This is a genomic window from Catellatospora sichuanensis (genome assembly GCF_007483665.1).
GTDB classification, from domain to species: domain Bacteria; phylum Actinomycetota; class Actinomycetes; order Mycobacteriales; family Micromonosporaceae; genus Catellatospora; species Catellatospora sichuanensis.
Genome location: NZ_VIQO01000013.1, coordinates 249,822 through 266,565 on the forward strand (window position 1 = coordinate 249,822; position 16,744 = coordinate 266,565).

15 protein-coding genes are annotated in these 16,744 nt (G+C 72.2%); 3 read left to right on the forward strand and 12 right to left on the reverse strand.

What is annotated here, in order from left to right; translation table 11 throughout:
- Window positions 1-161: 161 nt before the first annotated feature.
- Window positions 162-1,112: a DMT family transporter gene (locus FLL47_RS26150; protein WP_246158602.1), complete on the reverse strand. Its 951-nt coding sequence runs from the start codon at window positions 1,110-1,112 to the stop codon at window positions 162-164.
- 121 nt (window positions 1,113-1,233) lie between these two features.
- Here FLL47_RS26150 and FLL47_RS26155 point away from each other — a divergent pair, with 121 nt between their 5' ends.
- A complete protein-coding gene (locus FLL47_RS26155; RefSeq protein ID WP_144123210.1) occupies window positions 1,234-2,904 on the forward strand; it encodes a DUF885 domain-containing protein in 1,671 nt (556 codons plus the stop codon).
- A gap of 113 nt (window positions 2,905-3,017) precedes the next feature.
- Here FLL47_RS26155 and FLL47_RS26160 read toward each other — a convergent pair whose 3' ends face one another.
- The 4 genes from FLL47_RS26160 to FLL47_RS26175 form a co-directional block, all read right to left on the reverse strand.
- A complete protein-coding gene (locus FLL47_RS26160; RefSeq protein WP_425457768.1) occupies window positions 3,018-4,244 on the reverse strand; it encodes an ABC transporter permease in 1,227 nt (408 codons plus the stop codon).
- Between the two features lie 62 nt (window positions 4,245-4,306).
- Entirely contained in the window at window positions 4,307-4,972 is a 666-nt protein-coding gene (locus FLL47_RS26165; protein ID WP_144123413.1) for an ABC transporter ATP-binding protein, read from the reverse strand.
- A gap of 77 nt (window positions 4,973-5,049) precedes the next feature.
- A complete protein-coding gene (locus tag FLL47_RS26170) occupies window positions 5,050-6,099 on the reverse strand; it encodes an efflux RND transporter periplasmic adaptor subunit (RefSeq protein ID WP_144123212.1) in 1,050 nt (349 codons plus the stop codon).
- Complete coding sequence (locus FLL47_RS26175; RefSeq protein ID WP_144123213.1) at window positions 6,096-6,620, reverse strand: hypothetical protein; 525 nt, start codon at window positions 6,618-6,620, stop codon at window positions 6,096-6,098. Before FLL47_RS26175 ends, FLL47_RS26170 begins: the two co-directional genes overlap by 4 nt.
- Before the next feature lie 232 nt (window positions 6,621-6,852).
- Between FLL47_RS26175 and FLL47_RS26180 the strand changes: the two genes are divergently transcribed.
- Window positions 6,853-7,509: a response regulator transcription factor gene (locus tag FLL47_RS26180; RefSeq protein ID WP_186315913.1), complete on the forward strand. Its 657-nt coding sequence runs from the start codon at window positions 6,853-6,855 to the stop codon at window positions 7,507-7,509.
- Window positions 7,506-8,633, forward strand: coding sequence for a sensor histidine kinase (locus tag FLL47_RS26185; RefSeq protein WP_144123214.1), 1,128 nt, complete (start codon window positions 7,506-7,508; stop codon window positions 8,631-8,633). The genes FLL47_RS26180 and FLL47_RS26185 overlap by 4 nt, the downstream gene beginning before the upstream one ends.
- A gap of 86 nt (window positions 8,634-8,719) precedes the next feature.
- Here FLL47_RS26185 and FLL47_RS26190 read toward each other — a convergent pair whose 3' ends face one another.
- The 7 genes from FLL47_RS26190 to FLL47_RS26220 form a co-directional block, all read right to left on the reverse strand.
- Window positions 8,720-9,292 carry a hypothetical protein gene (locus tag FLL47_RS26190; RefSeq protein ID WP_144123215.1) on the reverse strand — a complete coding sequence of 191 codons (573 nt, stop codon included), beginning with the start codon at window positions 9,290-9,292 and terminating at the stop codon, window positions 8,720-8,722.
- A gap of 15 nt (window positions 9,293-9,307) precedes the next feature.
- Window positions 9,308-10,510 carry an ABC transporter permease gene (locus FLL47_RS26195; protein ID WP_144123216.1) on the reverse strand — a complete coding sequence of 401 codons (1,203 nt, stop codon included), beginning with the start codon at window positions 10,508-10,510 and terminating at the stop codon, window positions 9,308-9,310.
- A gap of 67 nt (window positions 10,511-10,577) precedes the next feature.
- A complete protein-coding gene (locus FLL47_RS26200) occupies window positions 10,578-11,312 on the reverse strand; it encodes an ABC transporter ATP-binding protein (protein ID WP_144123217.1) in 735 nt (244 codons plus the stop codon).
- Window positions 11,309-12,478, reverse strand: a complete 1,170-nt coding sequence (locus FLL47_RS26205; RefSeq protein WP_144123218.1) for an efflux RND transporter periplasmic adaptor subunit — start codon at window positions 12,476-12,478, stop codon at window positions 11,309-11,311. Before FLL47_RS26205 ends, FLL47_RS26200 begins: the two co-directional genes overlap by 4 nt.
- Window positions 12,479-12,635: 157 nt before the next feature.
- Window positions 12,636-14,330 carry a sensor histidine kinase gene (locus FLL47_RS26210; protein ID WP_246158604.1) on the reverse strand — a complete coding sequence of 565 codons (1,695 nt, stop codon included), beginning with the start codon at window positions 14,328-14,330 and terminating at the stop codon, window positions 12,636-12,638.
- Window positions 14,327-15,064 carry a response regulator transcription factor gene (locus FLL47_RS26215; RefSeq protein WP_144123219.1) on the reverse strand — a complete coding sequence of 246 codons (738 nt, stop codon included), beginning with the start codon at window positions 15,062-15,064 and terminating at the stop codon, window positions 14,327-14,329. The genes FLL47_RS26210 and FLL47_RS26215 overlap by 4 nt, the downstream gene beginning before the upstream one ends.
- Before the next feature lie 194 nt (window positions 15,065-15,258).
- Window positions 15,259-16,674 (reverse strand): efflux RND transporter periplasmic adaptor subunit, encoded by a 1,416-nt coding sequence (locus tag FLL47_RS26220; protein WP_144123220.1) that lies wholly within the window; start codon window positions 16,672-16,674, stop codon window positions 15,259-15,261.
- Window positions 16,675-16,744 lie beyond the last annotated feature (70 nt).

Here is a 16,744-nt window from a genome sequence, read left to right on the forward strand (position 1 = left end):
TGGGCGGCCCGCGGCCCGTGCGCGGTCCGGTCCGCGGCCTTGATCGTTCGACTTGCCAGGCAGGTGGGCGAATGCGGGGTCGAGATACGCACGACTGCCAGGCAAGTCGAACGATCTTGGCGGGCGCCGCGCCGCATGGTCGGAGGCTGTGGGGCGGCGGGTCAGGTGAGGCGGCGGCGGGAGAGGGCGCCCTGGGCGACGGCCACGCCGAGCAGGACGATCAGCGCGCCGACGGGCTGGTTCCAGTGCAGGGACTCGTCCAGCACGAGGATGCCGAGCAGGGTGGCCACCACCGGGACCAGGTAGGTGACGAACGCGGCCATCGAGGCGCCCGCGGCCGCGATGACGCGCATGTTCAGGGCGAACGCGATGCCGCTGCCGAATACGCCCAGCGCCACCACCGAGCCGATGACCGGCCAGGACAGCCCGGTGACCGCGGGCGGCATGCCGGAGATCAGCAGTGCGGCGAGCAGCGAGGCCCCGGTCGCGACGGCGGTCTGCGCGAACGCCAGCGACACCCCGGACGGCCTTACGCCGCCGAAGTCGCGGCCGGTGACGAAGCGCTTGAGGTACGGGATCGACACGCCGTAGCAGGCGGCCGCCGCCCCGCACATGAGCTGCCCGCTCAGCGAGGACGCCCCGGCGTCGTGCCAGAAGCCGAGCACGATGAGCACTCCGGCGAACCCGATCAGCAGGCCGCCGGCGGACCGGGCGGTGAACTTCTCGGTGCGGAACACCAGCACCGCGAACGGCAGCACCCACAGTGCGGTGGTGGCGTTCCAGATGCCCGCGACCAGACTGTCGACCCGCTCCTCGCCGTACGCGAAAAGGGTGAACGGCAGCGCCACGCCGACCACGCCCGGCAGCAGCATGTGCCCCCACAGCCGGCGGTCGCCCGGCAGCCGTTGCCCGCCGATGACCAGCAGCGCCAGCAGCGTCAGCGCGCCGATGGCGATCCGCCCGGCGGCGACCCAGGTCGGGTGCAGCTCCCGTACGCCGATCTTGATGAAGATGAAGCTCGATCCCCAGATGACGGCGTTGGCCGCGAACGCGGGCAACCAGGCGGACCTGGTCACGGACGCGGCGGTGTCAGGAGCAATCGCGGTGGTCACCCCTGACACACTGCCAGAGTCGCGAGGTCGGGAGCCAGCGAGTTCCGGACATCGAACGGCCGAATCGCGCCACGGCTGAGTCGCCTGCGCCCCGGCGGCGCCGTCGGCTAGGTTTCCACGCATGGGACGAGTTGATGACCTGGCCGATCGCTATGTCGACGAGTGGGCGCCGCTGAGCCCCACCGGCGCCACCTATGTCGGTATCAGCGGCTATGACGACAAACTGGATGACCTCTCCGCGGACGGCTATGCCGCCGTCGCGGACCTGGACCGCCGCACGCTGGCGGAACTGCGCACGATCGAGCCCGAGAACGAGCGTGAGTTCGTCGCCAGGGAAGCAATGATCGAGCGCATGGAGCTCAACGTCGCGCGGTTCGACGCGGGCGAGGTGACCAGCGAGCTCAACGTCATCTCCAGCGCGCTGCACGGGGTGCGGGGCACCTTCGACCTGATGCCCGTCGACGGCGAGGAGGCGGTGGCCAACATCGCCGCCCGGCTCAACGCCTTCCCCACCGCCCTCACGCAGTACCGGCAGACCCTGCTGGACGCCGCCCGCTCCGGCAAGGTGAGCGCGCGCCGCCAGATCGAGGAGGTCGCCAAGCAGTGCGACATCTGGACCAGCACGGAAGGTGACGACTTCTACTTCGGCCTGGCCCGGCGCATCGACGCCGACGGCGCGCTGCGCGCCGAGCTGGACCGCGGCGCCGCGGCGGCGAACGAGGCGACCCGGGAGTTCGGGCAGTTCCTGCGCGCCGAGCTGGCCCCGCTGGGCCGGGAGAAGGAGGCCGCCGGGCGCGAGCGCTACGAGCTGGCCTCCCAGTACTTCCTCGGGGCGCGGGTCGACCTGGACGAGACGTACGCCTGGGGCTTCGAGGAGCTGCACCGGCTGGAGACCGAGATGCGGGCCGTGTCGGCGGTCATCGCGGGCCCCGGCGCCTCCATCGACGAGGCCGTGGCCAAGCTCGACGCCGACCCGAAGTACAAGATCCAGGGCAAGGAGCAGTTCCGCGACTGGATGCAGCAGCTCGCCGAGAAGGCCATCAGCGACCTGAACGGCGCCCACTTCGACATCCCCGAAGCGATCCAGCGGATCGAGTGCTGCCTCGCCCCGACCAGCGACGGCGGCATCTACTACACCGGCCCGAGCGAGGACTTCAGCCGTCCCGGCCGGATGTGGTGGGCCGTGCCGCAGGGCGTCAACGACTTCTCCACCTGGCGTGAGGTGACCACGGTCTACCACGAGGGCGCTCCGGGCCACCACCTGCAGGTCGCCCAGGCGGCGTACCAGGCGGAGAAGCTCAACCGCTGGCAGCGGCTGCTGAGCTGGTCCTCTGGTCACGGCGAGGGCTGGGCGCTGTACAGCGAGCGGCTCATGGACGACCTCGGTTACCTGGCCGACCCGGCCGACAAGCTCGGCATGCTCGACGGGCAGGCGTTCCGGGCCGCCCGCGTCATCGTCGACATCGGCATGCACCTGGAGCTGGAGATCCCGCGGGACAACCCGTTCGGCTTCCACCCGGGCGAGCGGTGGACCCCCGAGCTGGGCTGGGAGTTCCTCCGCGCGCACTGCCGGGTGGGCGACGAGACCCTGCGCTTCGAACTCAACCGCTACCTCGGCTGGCCGGGACAGGCCCCGTCGTACAAGGTCGGCGAGCGGATCTGGCTGCAGGCCCGCGACGACGCCAAGGCCCGCAAGGGTGCCGCGTTCGACCTGCGGCAGTTCCACTCCGACGCGCTCGACCTCGGCTCCCTCGGCCTCGACCCCCTGCGCAAGGCCCTCGCCCGCCTCTGACCGAAGGCAAGGAAGGGCACCTTCTTATCGCTATGCGTATAAGAAGGTGCCCTTCTTAACTTCAGCCCTGGGCTGTGCTGGGCGGAAGGACCGCGGGCGGGTGGCTACTGCGGTCAGGGCGTGGCCAGGGCCTCCGTCGGCGACAGCCGCGAGGCGCGGATCGCCGGATAGAGGCCCGCGCAGCCGCCGATCACCAGCGTCGCACCCAGACCGCCGAGGGTCGCCCAGGCGGGCACGACACCCGGCCAGCCCTGGAGCAGGGCGTACGCCGTGGTCACCAACCCGCCCAGCAGCACCCCGCCGACCCCGCCCAGTGCCGCCAGCAGCAGCGACTCGGTCAGGAACTGGCCCCGCACCTGGCCACGGGTCGCCCCGAGCGAACGCCGCAACCCGATCTCGGCCCGCCGCTCCAGCACCGAGATGACCATCGTGTTGGCCACCCCGACCCCGCCGACCAGCAGTGCCACCGCGCCGAGCCCGAGCAGCAGGCCGGTGAACGCCTCGTCGGTGGCCAGTTGCGCGGCGAGCGCATCCGACGGCCGGGACACCTTGACCTCGTTGGGCGCCTCCGGGTTCGCGGTCGCCGCGAGCACCTCGCTCACCGCCTCCACCTGGGACTCCGACGATCGGGTGTACACCGTCGTGGCGTGCCCGTCGAAGTCCAGGTAGGACTCTGCCGCGGGCCAGCCGACCAGTGCGGCGCTGTCCAGCTCGGCGGCCAGCGGCACCGGCCGCAGGATGCCGACCACGGTGAACCAGCGGCCGCCCAGCCACACCTGCCGGTCCGGCCCCGCCTCGGTGACCCCGAGCCGGCTCGCCGCGGTCGACCCCAGCACCGTCGCCGGGTAACGTGCCGTCGCCGCGTTCAGCCACGTGCCGTCGGCCAGTTCCGCGCCGACCGTGGCGGGCAGGTCGAGGTCGGCGGCGCGTACGCCCAGGCTGCCGCTCTCCGCCTTGGGGATGCGGTCGGTGCGGTAGACCTTGGTGTCGATCCGGCCCACCGCGGACACGTCGGTGACCGGGCCGATCCGCTCGATCATCGTGGCCGCCTCCAGCGGCAGCTTCGCGTCCTGCCCGAACAGGTTGCTGCCCGGACTGACGGTGAGCAGGTTGGTGCCGAGCCGGTCCAGCGTCTGGTCCAGCTCCGCCCGCGACGAGGCGGAGATGCCGACCACGGCGACCATCGCCGCGATCCCGATGGCGATGCCCAGGGCGGACAGCAGTGCCCGGGTCGGCCGGGTACGCAGCCCGATCGCCCCCACCCGCACCAGATCCGCCCACCGCAACCGCGGCACCGCCAGCCCGGCGGCCCGTCCTTGATCGCTCGACTTGCCCGGCACCTGTGCGTATCTTGACCGTCCTTTCGCCCGGTTGCCAGGCAAGTCGGACGATCTTGGCGTGGTCATGCGGGGACCTCCGCGACGAGTGCGCCGTCGCGCAGGGCGATCATGCGGGGGAAGGCCGCGGCGATCTCCCGGTCGTGGGTGATCACGACCAGGGTGGTGCCGGCCGCGTTCAACTCGTGCAGCAGGTCCAGCACGACCTCGCCGGAGTGCGAGTCCAGGTTGCCGGTGGGCTCGTCGGCCAGCAGCAGCGGTGGGTCGCCGACCACGGCGCGGGCGATCGCGACCCGCTGCCGCTCACCGCCGGACAGCTCGTGCGGCCGGTGCGCCAGCCGGTGGGCCAGCCCCACCCGGTCCAGTGCGGCGGTCGCCCGTTCCCGGCGCTCCTTGAGCGGCACTCCGGCGTAGAGCAGCCCGTCCGCGACGTTGTCCACGCAGGACATGCCCTGCGCGAGGTGGAACTGCTGGAACACGAACCCGATCCGGCTGCCGCGCAGCGCCGACAGCTGCCGGTCCGACAGCTCCGCCAGGTCGTACCCGTCGATCTCGACGCGGCCGCTGGTCGGCCGGTCCAGTGCCCCGATCATGTGCAGCATCGTCGACTTGCCCGAGCCGGACGGGCCGACGATCGCGGCCGGCTCGCCGCGTTCGATCCGCAGGCTCACCCCGGCCAGCGCGGTCACCCCGCCCGGATAGACCTTGGCGACGTCGGTGAGTTCGATCATCGCGGGCGGTCGTGGCCCGCCGTCGCGACCTTCCGCCAGGTCGGCGGCACCGCTCGGCAGATCCGGGGGTACGCCGGTCACGACGGCATCCCGACGACCGTGCCCTCGGCCAGGCCGTCCCCGCTGACCTCGACCCGCCCGGCCGCGAACAGCCCGGTCTGCACCGCGACGATGCGGCTGCCGCCGCCCTCGACGACCTCCACGCCGTAGCCGCCCTCGGCCAGCGCCAGCAGCGCCGCCACCGGCACGGTGAGCACGCTTTCGCGCGTCTCCGCGGTGAAGTCCACGTCGACCGCGGCCTGGTGGAACCCCTGCACCGCCTCCTTCGCCGCCAGCGACACGGTGACCTCCAGGTTCGTGGTCGGGTCGGCGCCGTTGACCCCGGGGGCGATGACCGTCTGCACCCGGCCCACCTTGCCCGGCACCCGCTTGCCGTCGGGCAGCTCGACCTCCACGGCCGCGCCGACCTCGGCCAGCCGCTCGTCGGCGACCTCCAGCTCCACCACGACCGCCCGGTCCACCCCGCTGCGGGTCAGGATCGGCGTGCCGGGCTGCACCAGGTCGCCGACGGACGCGCTGAGCGCGTCCACGCGCACCTGGCCGCCCGCGAAGACGATCCGGCCCGGCTCGACCACACCCGTCTCCGGCAGGCCCAGGTCCTCCTGCCACTCCCGCACCGCACTGGCCGTCGACGAGGTGAACTCGCGGTCCACCGTGAAGCCGTCGTACCCGAGCGCCTGGAGGTTCTGCTCCAGCTGCTTGACGTCGGCGCCCTCGACCCCGTTGCGCAGCTGCCGGTACGCGGGCAGCGCACCGTACAGCAGCACCACCGGCTGGTCGTCGATGCGGAACAGGGGCTTGCCGCGGCCGATCACCGCGTTCTCCGCGGCCAGCCAGGTGACCGTGCCCGCGCTGCGCGCCCCGACGGTGTGCTCGGTGCCGTACCCCAGGGTGCCGCTCTTGGTCTCGGTGTCCGACAGCGTCTGCCGGGTCACCGTCGCCGTCTCCGCCGGCCCGGCGGCGGCCGCCTCCTCACCGCCGGACAGTTTCGGCAGGCCCACGGCCAGCCCCGCCGCCGCGGCGACCGCGAGCACGGCGACGCCGCCGACCAGGTAGCGAGCCCTCACTTGCCACCGCCGCCCTTGAAGTTCGGCATGATCGCCCGGCACTTCTCCAGCGCCTTCGCGAACGCCGGGCTGGTGCGCAGGTCACCGAGCGCGCCGTCCAGGCGCAGCTTGCCGGTGTCGTCGGGCTCCGGGAAGTTCTCGACACCGTTCTCGCGCATGCACTTGGCCAGGGCCCGCAGCTGCTCCACCTGCTGCGGGTCGAGGGCGATCGCCTCGCCGCCGTTGGGCAGCAGCGTCTTGCACGCCTCCATCGCGGGCGCCAGCTTGTCCTTGTCGACCTTCGCGAGGTCGGCCCGCATCTGGTCGCCCGGCTCGGGATCGGGCATGTCCACGCCGTGCTCACGCATGCACGCGGCGAACTTGCGCCCCTGCTCCTGCTTGTCCAGCGCGGCCGCCGAGGCCGACGCGCCCGGCCGGGCGCCGCCCGCGGTCGCCACACCCTCGTCCTTCGTGCCACCGCACGCCGCCAGCACCGGCACACACGCCAGCACGGCGGCCGCGGCCATCAGTCTCGTCCTCATGCCGCCATCAGACCCGCCCCCGCGTATCGCCCGCGTAACCACGACCACCCCTCACCCCGCCAAGAATCTGATCTTGCTGCAGCAAGTCTTGAAGAGTCGCGGCCATGAGGGCGCCGTGAAGCCGCGACTCTTCAAGAACTGCGACGCGGGCGGGCGGGGGTGGCGGGGGCGGGTCCGGGGGAGGTGATCTTGTTTATGTGGGGGTTATCGGGTGGGAGGGCATCATTGCTGCGTGCGGGTGCTGGTGGTGGAGGATGAGGACGTGTTGGCGGACGCCGTGGCCGAGTGGCTGCGGCGGGAGGCCTTCGCGGTGGACGTGGCCTACGACGGGGACACCGCGCACGAGCGGCTCGCCGTGCATCCGTACGACGTGGTGGTCCTCGACCGTGATCTGCCGGGGCGGCCGGGCGACGAGCTGTGCCGGGAGATCGCCGACCGGCTGCCGCAGACCCGGGTGCTGATGCTGACCGCCGCCGCGGCCGTACGCGAGCGCGTCGCCGGGCTGGCGCTGGGCGCCGACGACTACCTGGTCAAGCCGTTCGCGATGGTCGAGCTGGCGGCGCGGGTGCACGCGCTGGCCCGGCGGGCCGTGCTGAAGAACCCTGCGGTGCTCCAGCGGGCCGGGATCACCCTCGACCCGGCCCGGCGCACCGCGGAGCGCGACGGCCATGACCTCGGCCTGGCCCGCAAGGAGTTCGCCGTGCTGGCCGAGCTGCTGCGCGCCGACGGCGCCGTGGTCTCCGCCGAGCAGCTGCTCGAACGGGCCTGGGACGAGCACATCGACCCGTTCACCAACGTGGTACGGGTGACCGTGATGAAGCTGCGGCGCAAGCTCGGCGAGCCGCAGCCGATCGAGACAGTCGCCGGAGTGGGGTACCGCATACCGTGAACAGGCTGACCATCCGCGCCCGGCTGACCCTGCTCTACGTCGTGCTCTTCACCGTCGCCGGGCTGGCCCTGCTGACCATCACCTACTTCCTGGTGAAGCTGCAGATGAACGCCAACCCGTTCGACGCCAAGCTCGTCGTCACGGACCTGCTCAAGACCGGTGGGGACCTCCGGGCGCTGCGGGAGCTGCTGCAGACCAAGGCCGCGGAGTCCAACAGCGCCACCCTGACCACGATCATCACCCAGGGCGGGATCGCGCTGGCCCTGGTACTGGCCGCGGCGACCGGGGTCGCCTGGGTGCTCGCCGGCCGGGCGCTGCAGCCACTGCACCGGATCACCGCGACCGCGGGCCGGATCGCGACGAGCGCGGGCGGGCGCGGCCTGCACGAACGGATCGCGCTGAACGGGCCCAAGGACGAGGTCAAGCAGCTGGCCGACACGTTCGACGCGATGCTGAGCCGGCTCGACCACTCGTTCGACGGCCAGCGGCGCTTCGTGGCCAACGCGTCGCACGAGCTGCGTACGCCGCTGGCGCTGAACCGGGCGCTGGTGGAGCTGGCCATCACCCGGCCCGAGGCGAGCGCCGACGCCAAGCAGCTCGGCGACGCCCTGCTGAAGGTCAACGAGCGCCACGAGCGGCTCATCGACGGGCTGCTCATGCTCGCCGACAGCGAGCAGGAGGTGGCCGAGCAGACCCCGATCGACCTGGCCGACGTCGCCGAGTACGTGCTGGAGGCGCTGCCGGCGGGCGGCCCCACCGTGACGAGCCTGCTCGACCCGGCCCCGGTCACCGGCGACCCGGTGCTGCTGGAGCGGCTGGTACAGAACCTGGTCGAGAACGCGGCCCGGCACAACGTGCCCGACGGCTGGCTGCGGGTGGAGACCACGACCGTGGACGGGCGGGCCCGGCTGGTGGTGGTGAACAGCGGGCCGGTCGTGCCGGCGTACGAGATGGAATCGATCTTCCTGCCCTTCCGCCGCCTCGGCCGCGAGCGCGTCGGCGGCCCGTCCCGCGGCCTCGGCCTCGGGTTGTCCATCGTCCGCGCCATCGCCCAGGCCCACCACGGCACCGTCACCGCCACCCCCCGCCCCGGCGGCGGCCTGACCCTCACCACCACCCTCTGACCGGGCGGTTCTTGATCGTCGGAGTTGCCTGGCAGATGGGCGAATCTTGAAGCCGGATACCCACATGTGCCAGGCAACTCCGTGGATCACTTACCTGCCGCGGCGGTGATCGTGGTGGCGGTGACGGTGGTGTCGGTGGTGGTGCCCTGGACGGTGATCTCGGTGCCGGCGGGCAGGTCCTTGAGGGTGATCTTGTCGGTGCTCTGGACCGTGGTGGTGTCGCCGGTCTTGATGGTGAGCAGGCGACCGTCGCTGGTCTCCAGGTAGACCGTGGTGCCGTCGACCAGCTTTACCTTTCCGGTGATCGGCGCGGCAGGCTGCTGGGCGCCCTGCTGCCCTACCGGTAACCCGCCCTGCTGGCCGCCGGGGAAGGCGCCGGTGTTGCCGCGGAAACCGCCCGGCCGGTTGCCGGTGGCCCCGCCGCCGGTCGCCGCCGTGGTGCCGGACGTGCCGAAACGCTGCTGGACCTGGACACCGGCGAGGAACCCGCCGCAGGTCAGCACCAGCGCCAGCAGGGCGCCCGTGCTGCGGGTCAGCCACGGGCCGCGTTTGGCCTTCGCCAGGCCCGCCACGAGGTCGTCCATCGGCACGGCCGAGATGGCATCGGTCGGGATGACGTCGGTGGTGTCCGACTCCCGGGTACGGATCGCGTGCTTCATAGAGGTCAGGGCTCCTTACTCGTACCGCAGGGCGTCGATGGGGCGCAGGCCGGCCGCCCGGCTGGCCGGGTAGCTGCCGAAGAACAGGCCGATCGCCACGCAGACGCCCAGCGCCAGCGCCACCGAGTCGGGCATGACCACCGGTTTGATACCGACGATCTCGAAGTTCGCGCCGATCAGCGCCGCGGCCACCCCAAGCCCGCCGCCCGCGAGGCTGAGCAGCGTCGCCTCGATCAGGAACTGGGTGAGGATGACGCGGCGCGGCGCGCCGAGGGCCTTGCGGATGCCGATCTCGCGGGTCCGCTCGGTCACCGAGACCATCATGATGTTGGTGATGCCGATACCGCCCACGACCAGCGAGATCCCGGCGACCGCGCCGAGCAGCACGGTGAAGGTCTCGGCGGTCGCGGTGCGCGTCTCCAGCAGCTGAGAGGCATCCCTGATCTGGTACGGCGTGCTGCTCGCGCCGTCCGCGACGTGCATCTTCGCGTTGAGGATCGCGGTGATCTCGGCCTTCGCCGCGGCCACGGCGTCCGCGCTCGCCGCCTCGATGGTGATCGACGAGACGGGACCGTATCCGGTCAGCGAGCGCTGCACCGCGGGCAACGGCGCGATGGCCACGTCGTCGGGGTCGTTGAAGCCGGTCGAGCCTTTCTTCGCCAGCACCCCGATCACCGAGTAGATCTGCCCGGCGATGCCGATGCGCTGCCCGACGGGGTCCACCGTGCCGAACAGCTCCTCGGCGGTGGTCGGCCCGAGCACCACCACCCGCGCGGCCTGGTCGACGTCCTCCTCGGTGAAGCCCGACCCGCTCGCCACCACGCTGTTGGACGCCGCGAAGTACGACGGGTAGGTGCCGATCACCGAGTTGACGTCGTACGACGCGTCGCCGAAGGTCAGCGTCTGCGCGCTGGTCACCACCGGCGACACGCTCTTGACGTCCGGCGCGGACTCCTTGTCCTGCAGCGCCTTGACGATGTCGAGGGTCAGGTCGGTGCGGTAGCCGGTGTCGCCGCCGCGGCCGCCCTGCACGGTGAGCGTGTTGGTGCCGAGCGCGGCCAGGCTGTCCTCGACCTGCTTGGCCGAGCCGGTGCCGACCGCGACCAGCAGGATCACCGCCGCGACGCCGATCAGGATGCCCAGCACGGTCAGCCCGGACCGCAGCTTGTTCGCCGCGACGCCGCGCAACGCGAACCCGAAGATCTCGAAGAAGCTCATGCCTCCTCCTCGCTACGCTCGGCGTCGGCATGAGTCGGCGCCGACATGATCCGCTCACTGCGCTCGCTCATGCCATGACCCCTACCGGTGTGATGTCGCGGCGGCGTACGTCGGACACGACCAGGCCGTCGACCAGGCGGATGGTTCGGTGCGCGTGGGCGGCCACCTCGTCCTCGTGCGTGATCAGCACGATGGTGCGGCCCTGCGCGTTCAGCCCGTCCAGGATGCTCAGCACGTCCCTGGTGGAGCGGCTGTCCAGGTTGCCGGTCGGCTCGTCGGCCAGCAGCAGCGCCGGCTGGCTGACCAGCGCACGGGCCACCGCCACCCGCTGCTGCTGACCGCCGGAGAGCTGGTTCGGGTCATGGTCGGCCCGGTTGGCAAGACCCACCATGTCCAGCGCGGCGAGCGCCTGCTCGCGGCGCACGGCGGGCTTGATCCCGGCGTACGCCAGCGGCAGCTCCACGTTGGCCAGCGCGCTGGTCCGGGCGATCAGGTTGAAGGACTGGAACACGAACCCGATCCGGCGGTTGCGGACCAGCGCCAGCTGCGACTCGTTCAGCTCGCTGACGTCGACCCCGTCCAGCCGGTACGTGCCGGAGGTGGGCACGTCCAGGCAGCCGAGGATGTTCATCAGGGTGGACTTGCCGGAGCCCGACGAGCCCATGATGGCCACGTAGTCGCCGGGCGCGACGGTCAGCGAGACCCCGGCCAGGGCGTGCACCGCCGTCTCGCCCTCGCCGTACGTCTTGACCAGGTCCACGACGTCGAGGACGGGCCGCTGCTCGCGGCCGGGGGCCGTCATCGCCCACCACCGCCGGCACCGGGCCGGTTGCCGGTGTTGCCGCCGAAGCCGCCACCGGTGAGGCCGCCGCCCGGACCGCCGCCCGGGAACTGCTGCTGGTTACCGGTGCCGCTGGTCACGGTGGCCAACACGACCTGCTCGCCCACGGTCACCCCGGAGACGATCACCGTGTACGCGTCGCCCTTGAGCCCGATCTCGACCGCCCGGGTCTCCTGTACGCCGTCCTTCACCACGAGCACGGTGGTCCGGCCACCAGCCGTGCGCACCGCCGCGGCAGGCACATACACCGCGTCGGCCACCTCGTCGACGGTCACCGAGAGGCTCACCGTCTGCCCGAGCCGGGTGCCCTCGGGAATGCTGTCCAGCAGCACCTCGATCGGGTACGTCACCGTGTTGCCGCTGGAGGCGGTGGGCGAGATCGCCGACACCTTGCCGCTCGCGGTGGCGCCGGTCAGCGCGTTCCAGGTGACCTTCGCGGACTGCCCGATCTTCAACCGGGTCGCGTCCGCCTCGGCGACACCTGCCGTCACCTGCAGCTTCGTCAGGTCGGCCAGCTGCACGAACCCGGAGCCGCTCGACGATGAGGACGTCGCGCCGTTGCCGCCTCCGGACGAGCCGCCCGAGGAGCCGCCGACCGCGCCGCTGACCGCGACGACGGTGCCGGCCATGGGGGCCTTGAGCACGGTGCCGGCGACCGACCGCTGGGCCGCGGCGACCGCGGACTCCGCCTGGTCCACCTGGTTCTCGGCGTTGGCGATGCTGCTGTCGTCACCGCCGTCCTCGGCCCGGTCCAGCGCGTCGCGGGCCGCGTCGAGATTGCGCTCGGCGGTGCCCAGGCTCTCCTTCACCTCGGTCGCGTCCACGGTGGCCAGCACCGCGCCCTTGGCGACCTTGTCACCGACCTTCACCCTGATCGCGGTGACGGTGCCGCCGGTGGCGAAGTCGGCCGACATGGTGTTCGCCGACTCGATCGACCCGTCGGCGGTGACCGTCGCGGTCACCGTGCCCTGGGCCACCGCCACGGTGCGGGTCGTATTCGCCTCGGCCGGGGCCGCGTCTCCGCTGATCATGAAGTACGCCCAGGTGCCGCCACCGACCAGCAGCAGCCCGAGAGCGCTGTTGATCAGTGTGGTCCGCCCGAGCGGGATGCCTCGCCGCAATCGCATGGCACGCATCGTCGCGACCCGCCCTCGACGCGACCTCCCACCAACCTCGGAATGAGCTTGGAGCCTCAGCCGTCGACCTTTGGTACTCAAGTATCAAAAGAGCCCTTGTCTGATACCCAGAGGCCCTCCGGGTATCAGACAAGGGCGGTGATGCGCGTTAAGCAGCAAGCGGCAGGAGGACGCGGAACGTCGAGCCGACGCCCGGGGAGGTGGCCAGCTCGATGCGGCCGCCGTGGGCCTTGACGATCGCCGAGGCGATGGCCAGGCCCAGGCCCGCACCACCGTGGCTGCGGGCACGGTGCGGATCGGCGCGGTACAGCCGCTCGAAGATGCGGGCGGCGTGCTCGGGCGGCACTCCCGGCCCGGTGTCCTCGACCTCCACCACGGCGACCGGCAGGTCCGGATCCAGCTCTGCGCCGACCGAGGCGACCACCGGGCCGCTGTCGCGGGCCACCGGCAGCTCGAACGGCTCGTCAAGGGACTCGCCGCCGCGGTGGCTCACCCGCAGGGTGACCCGGGCGTCGCGCGGGGTGTGCTGGAGCGCGTTCGCCACCAGGTTCGTCACCACCTGGCGCAGCCGGTGCTCGTCGCCCTGCACGCCGACCGGCTCGAACCCGGCCAGCTCGACGGTTCGCCCCGGGCTGCGCACGTGCGCGTCGCGGACGGTGTCGGCCGCGACCGCCAGCAGGTCCACCCGGGACTGCTGCAACGGGCGTTCCTCGTCCAGCGCGGCCAGCAGCAGCAGGTCCTCGACCAGTAGGCCCATCCGGCCGGCCTCCTGCTCGATGCGGGACATCGTCTCGTCCAACTCCGGGCCTGGCGGCGCGCCACCGCGCCGGTACAACTCGGCGAAGCCGCGGATCGAAGTGAGGGGGGTGCGCAGCTCGTGCGAGGCGTCCGCGAGGAACTGCCGCAGCCGCTGCTCGGACGCGGCGCGCGCGGTCACCGCCGCCTCGATGCGCGACAGCATGGTGTTCAGCGCCAGCCCGAGCCGGCCGGGTTCGGTGTGCGGGTCGGGGTCGGGCACCCGTGCGGTCAGGTCGCCGCCGGCGATCTGCGCCGCGGCGTGCTCCATGTTGGTCAGCGGCCGCAGCCCGATCCGGACCACGCTGTACGCCGCGAAGCCCAGTCCCAGCAGCACCAGCGCCCCCACGCCCAGCCCGAGCAGGAGCACCAGGTTCGCGGTGCTCTCGACCCGGTCCAGCGAGATCGCCGCGACGCGATAGCCGCCCGGCGCCTGGCTCGCGGCGACCCGGAAGTCCTGGCCCGAGGCGCTGGTCGCGGTGAACAGAGTGGCCCGCTCCCGCGGCCCCCCTGCCTGAGCGTGTGACTTGATCTGGTCGAAGGTGAGCTGTGGACCCTGCGCGACGGTGCTGCCACCACTCAGGCACCAGGAGATCTGCCCCTGTGCGTCGTAGGCGATCACGATCGTGTCGCCCTGCGCCGGCGGCAGCCGCCAGCCGCCGTTCGTGGTCTGCGGCCCGTTGCAGTTGTCGCCGACCACGGCAGGTGACGGGCTCGCCTGCGACGTCGCAGTGGGGCTCGGCTGCACGGTGCCGACCGGGCTCGGCACCGCCGGGCCGGGTTGTCCAGTGTCCCGGCCGGGCGGCTTCGGCGTCGCCTCCGAGCTCGGCTGTGGCCGGTTGCCGAACCCGCCGGGGCCGGGGCCACCGAAGCGTTCGAGACCGCCGTTCAGCCGTCTCACGTCCTCGTCGAGCTGCTGCGCCAGGTAGTGGCGCAGGGTCGTGGCGGCGACGAAGTCGGTGATGAGCAGGGCCACCCCGGCGAGCGCGACCACCGCGACCACCATCCGGGTACGCAGGGTCCACCGGCGCCACGGTGGGCGGATCATTCCTGGCCACCTCGGGGCAGGCGCAGCGCGTACCCGACGCCGCGGACGGTGTGGATCAGCGGCGGGTCCCACTTGTCGACCTTCTTGCGCAGGTAGTAGACGTACGACTCGACGATGCGGCCGTCGCCGCCGAAGTCGTAGCTCCACACCCGGTCCAGGATCTGCGCCTTCGAGACCACCCGGCCCGCGTTGACGAGCAGGTAGCGCAGCAGGTTGAACTCGGTCGGGGAGAGGTCGACGAGCTTGCCGCCCCGGCGCACCTCGTGCGCGTCCTCGTGCAGCTCCAGGTCGGCGTAGCGGAGCACGCCGCTGTCGGCATGCTCGCCGCCGGGCCGGCTGCGCCGCAGGATGGCCCGGATGCGCAGCACGACCTCCTCCAGGCTGAACGGTTTGGTGACGTAGTCGTCCGCGCCGACGGTCAGGCCGGAGATGCGGTCCTCCACGGAGTGCCGGGCGGTCAGGAACAGCACGGGCACCAGGGCGTTGTCCGGCCCCCGGCCATCGGCGCGCAGTTGCCGCGCGACCTCGAAGCCGTCCAGGTCGGGCAGCATCACGTCGAGCACGACCAGATCGGGCTGGAACTCCTCGGCCGCGATGAGCGCGTCCCGGCCGGTGTTCGCGACCCGCACATCGAACTCGACCAGACGCAGCGTGGCCGACAGCAGCGCGCAGATGTTGGCCTCGTCGTCCACGACCAGCACCTTGGTCCGTGCCCGCTCCTGCTGCTGCGTCACCGTCAGCTCCCTGTCACCTCGACACTGCCTGTGAGCCCGTTGTATCCGTCTTACCTCGGAGAACGCTGGTAGCGCGATCGGAACATCGTGAACGCCGCCGCACCATGATCACGACGATCTTGCGCGAACCTGCCCATTTGACCGCTTTGAGCGTGTCGTACAGCCCGCGCAAGATCGCCCGGGTGGGGGAGGGGTTATGAGCGGGCGTTGAGGCGGACTTCTTCGCCTTCGGTGAGGCCGGAGGTGATGGTGACGTCGCCGTCGCCGCGTAGGCCGATGCCGATCGTGCGGGCGGTGCCGTCGGGGAGTTTCACCTCGCCGGTGCCGTCGCCGGTGACGCGGACCGCGGACTGCGGGAGGAGGAGGCCCTCGGCGCGGTCGAGCACGACGCCCGCGGTGGCGCTCTGCCCGATGAGCAGCCCTTCCGGCGCTCCGTCGAACGCCAGCAGTACGTGGTAGCGCACCAGCGTGCCGGTGGCCGTGCCGGTGGCGGCGACCTGGGCGATGGTGGCGGGAAGGGTCTCGTCGGGGCGGTTGGCGAGGGTCACCGTGGCGGGCTGTCCGACGGCCAGGCTCACCGTGTCGGCCTCGGCGAACTCGGCCTCGACCATCATCGTGGCGACGACGCCGAGCGTGATGAAGGTCGCGGTGCTCGCCGCGTCCCCGGCCCGGCCGCCGACGGTGAGCACCTTGGCCGCGACCGGAGCCGTGATCGTCGTACCGGCCAGGTTGCGCTCGGCCCTGGTCAGGTCGGCCTCGGCCTCGTTCACCGCGACCTGGGCGGAGTAGATCGCATCCCCGCCCTGGCCACCGCGCCCGGAACCCCCGCTGGAGCCGTTCGACGACCCGCCGGTCGGGCAGCTGCCGGAGCCCGTGCTCGGCACGGGGGTGCGGGACGGTTTGGCCGACGGTGTCGGCGAGGCCGAGGGCTGCGGAGACGGGCTGCCGGACGGCGAAGGGGAGACCCATGGAGACGGGCTGACCGTGCTCACCGCAGTGCCGACGGGCGTCGCGGACGCCGTGCCCGACGCGGACACCGTGGCGGAGACGGCCGACGCCGCCGTCCCGGTGGCAGCCGCGATGGCCGGATGCGTCAGCAGCACGGCGCTCACCGCCGTCACCGAGACGTCGGACCTGGTTGTCACCACCGTCGCCGAGACGGCGGTCTGGTTCGCCCCGAACGCCGCGCCGCGGGCCGAGGTGCAGTTCGTCGTCGTGTCGGCGGTGTCGGCGGCGTCCTGGGCGTCGGCGAGGGCCTGCGCGGCCTCGGACAGCGCATTGGCCGCGTCGTCCCGGGCCTCCCGCGCGTCGGCGTCGTCGATCCTCGCCAGGTCCTGCCCGGCCGCCACCTCGTCGCCCGGCTTCACCAGCACCGCGGTGAGCGTGCCCGCGACGGAGAAGGCCAGCTCGCGGGTGGCGACGGGGGACACCTTGCCCGATGCCGCGACCGACGAGGTGACCTCGCCCCGCTGCACCTCGACCGTCGCCGCGGCCGCCGGGGCCGGGTCACCGCCCTGCACCACGACCACTGTCACCACCGCGGCGGCGATGAGCACCGCCGCGCCCGCGGCCACCCACCGGCGTCGTCTTCCGCGCACCACGAACGTCATGGCCGGGAGTCTCGCGGCCGCCGCTCGGTGATCGCTTCAGCCAACCTCGGAGCCACCTCAAAGCCGCCAC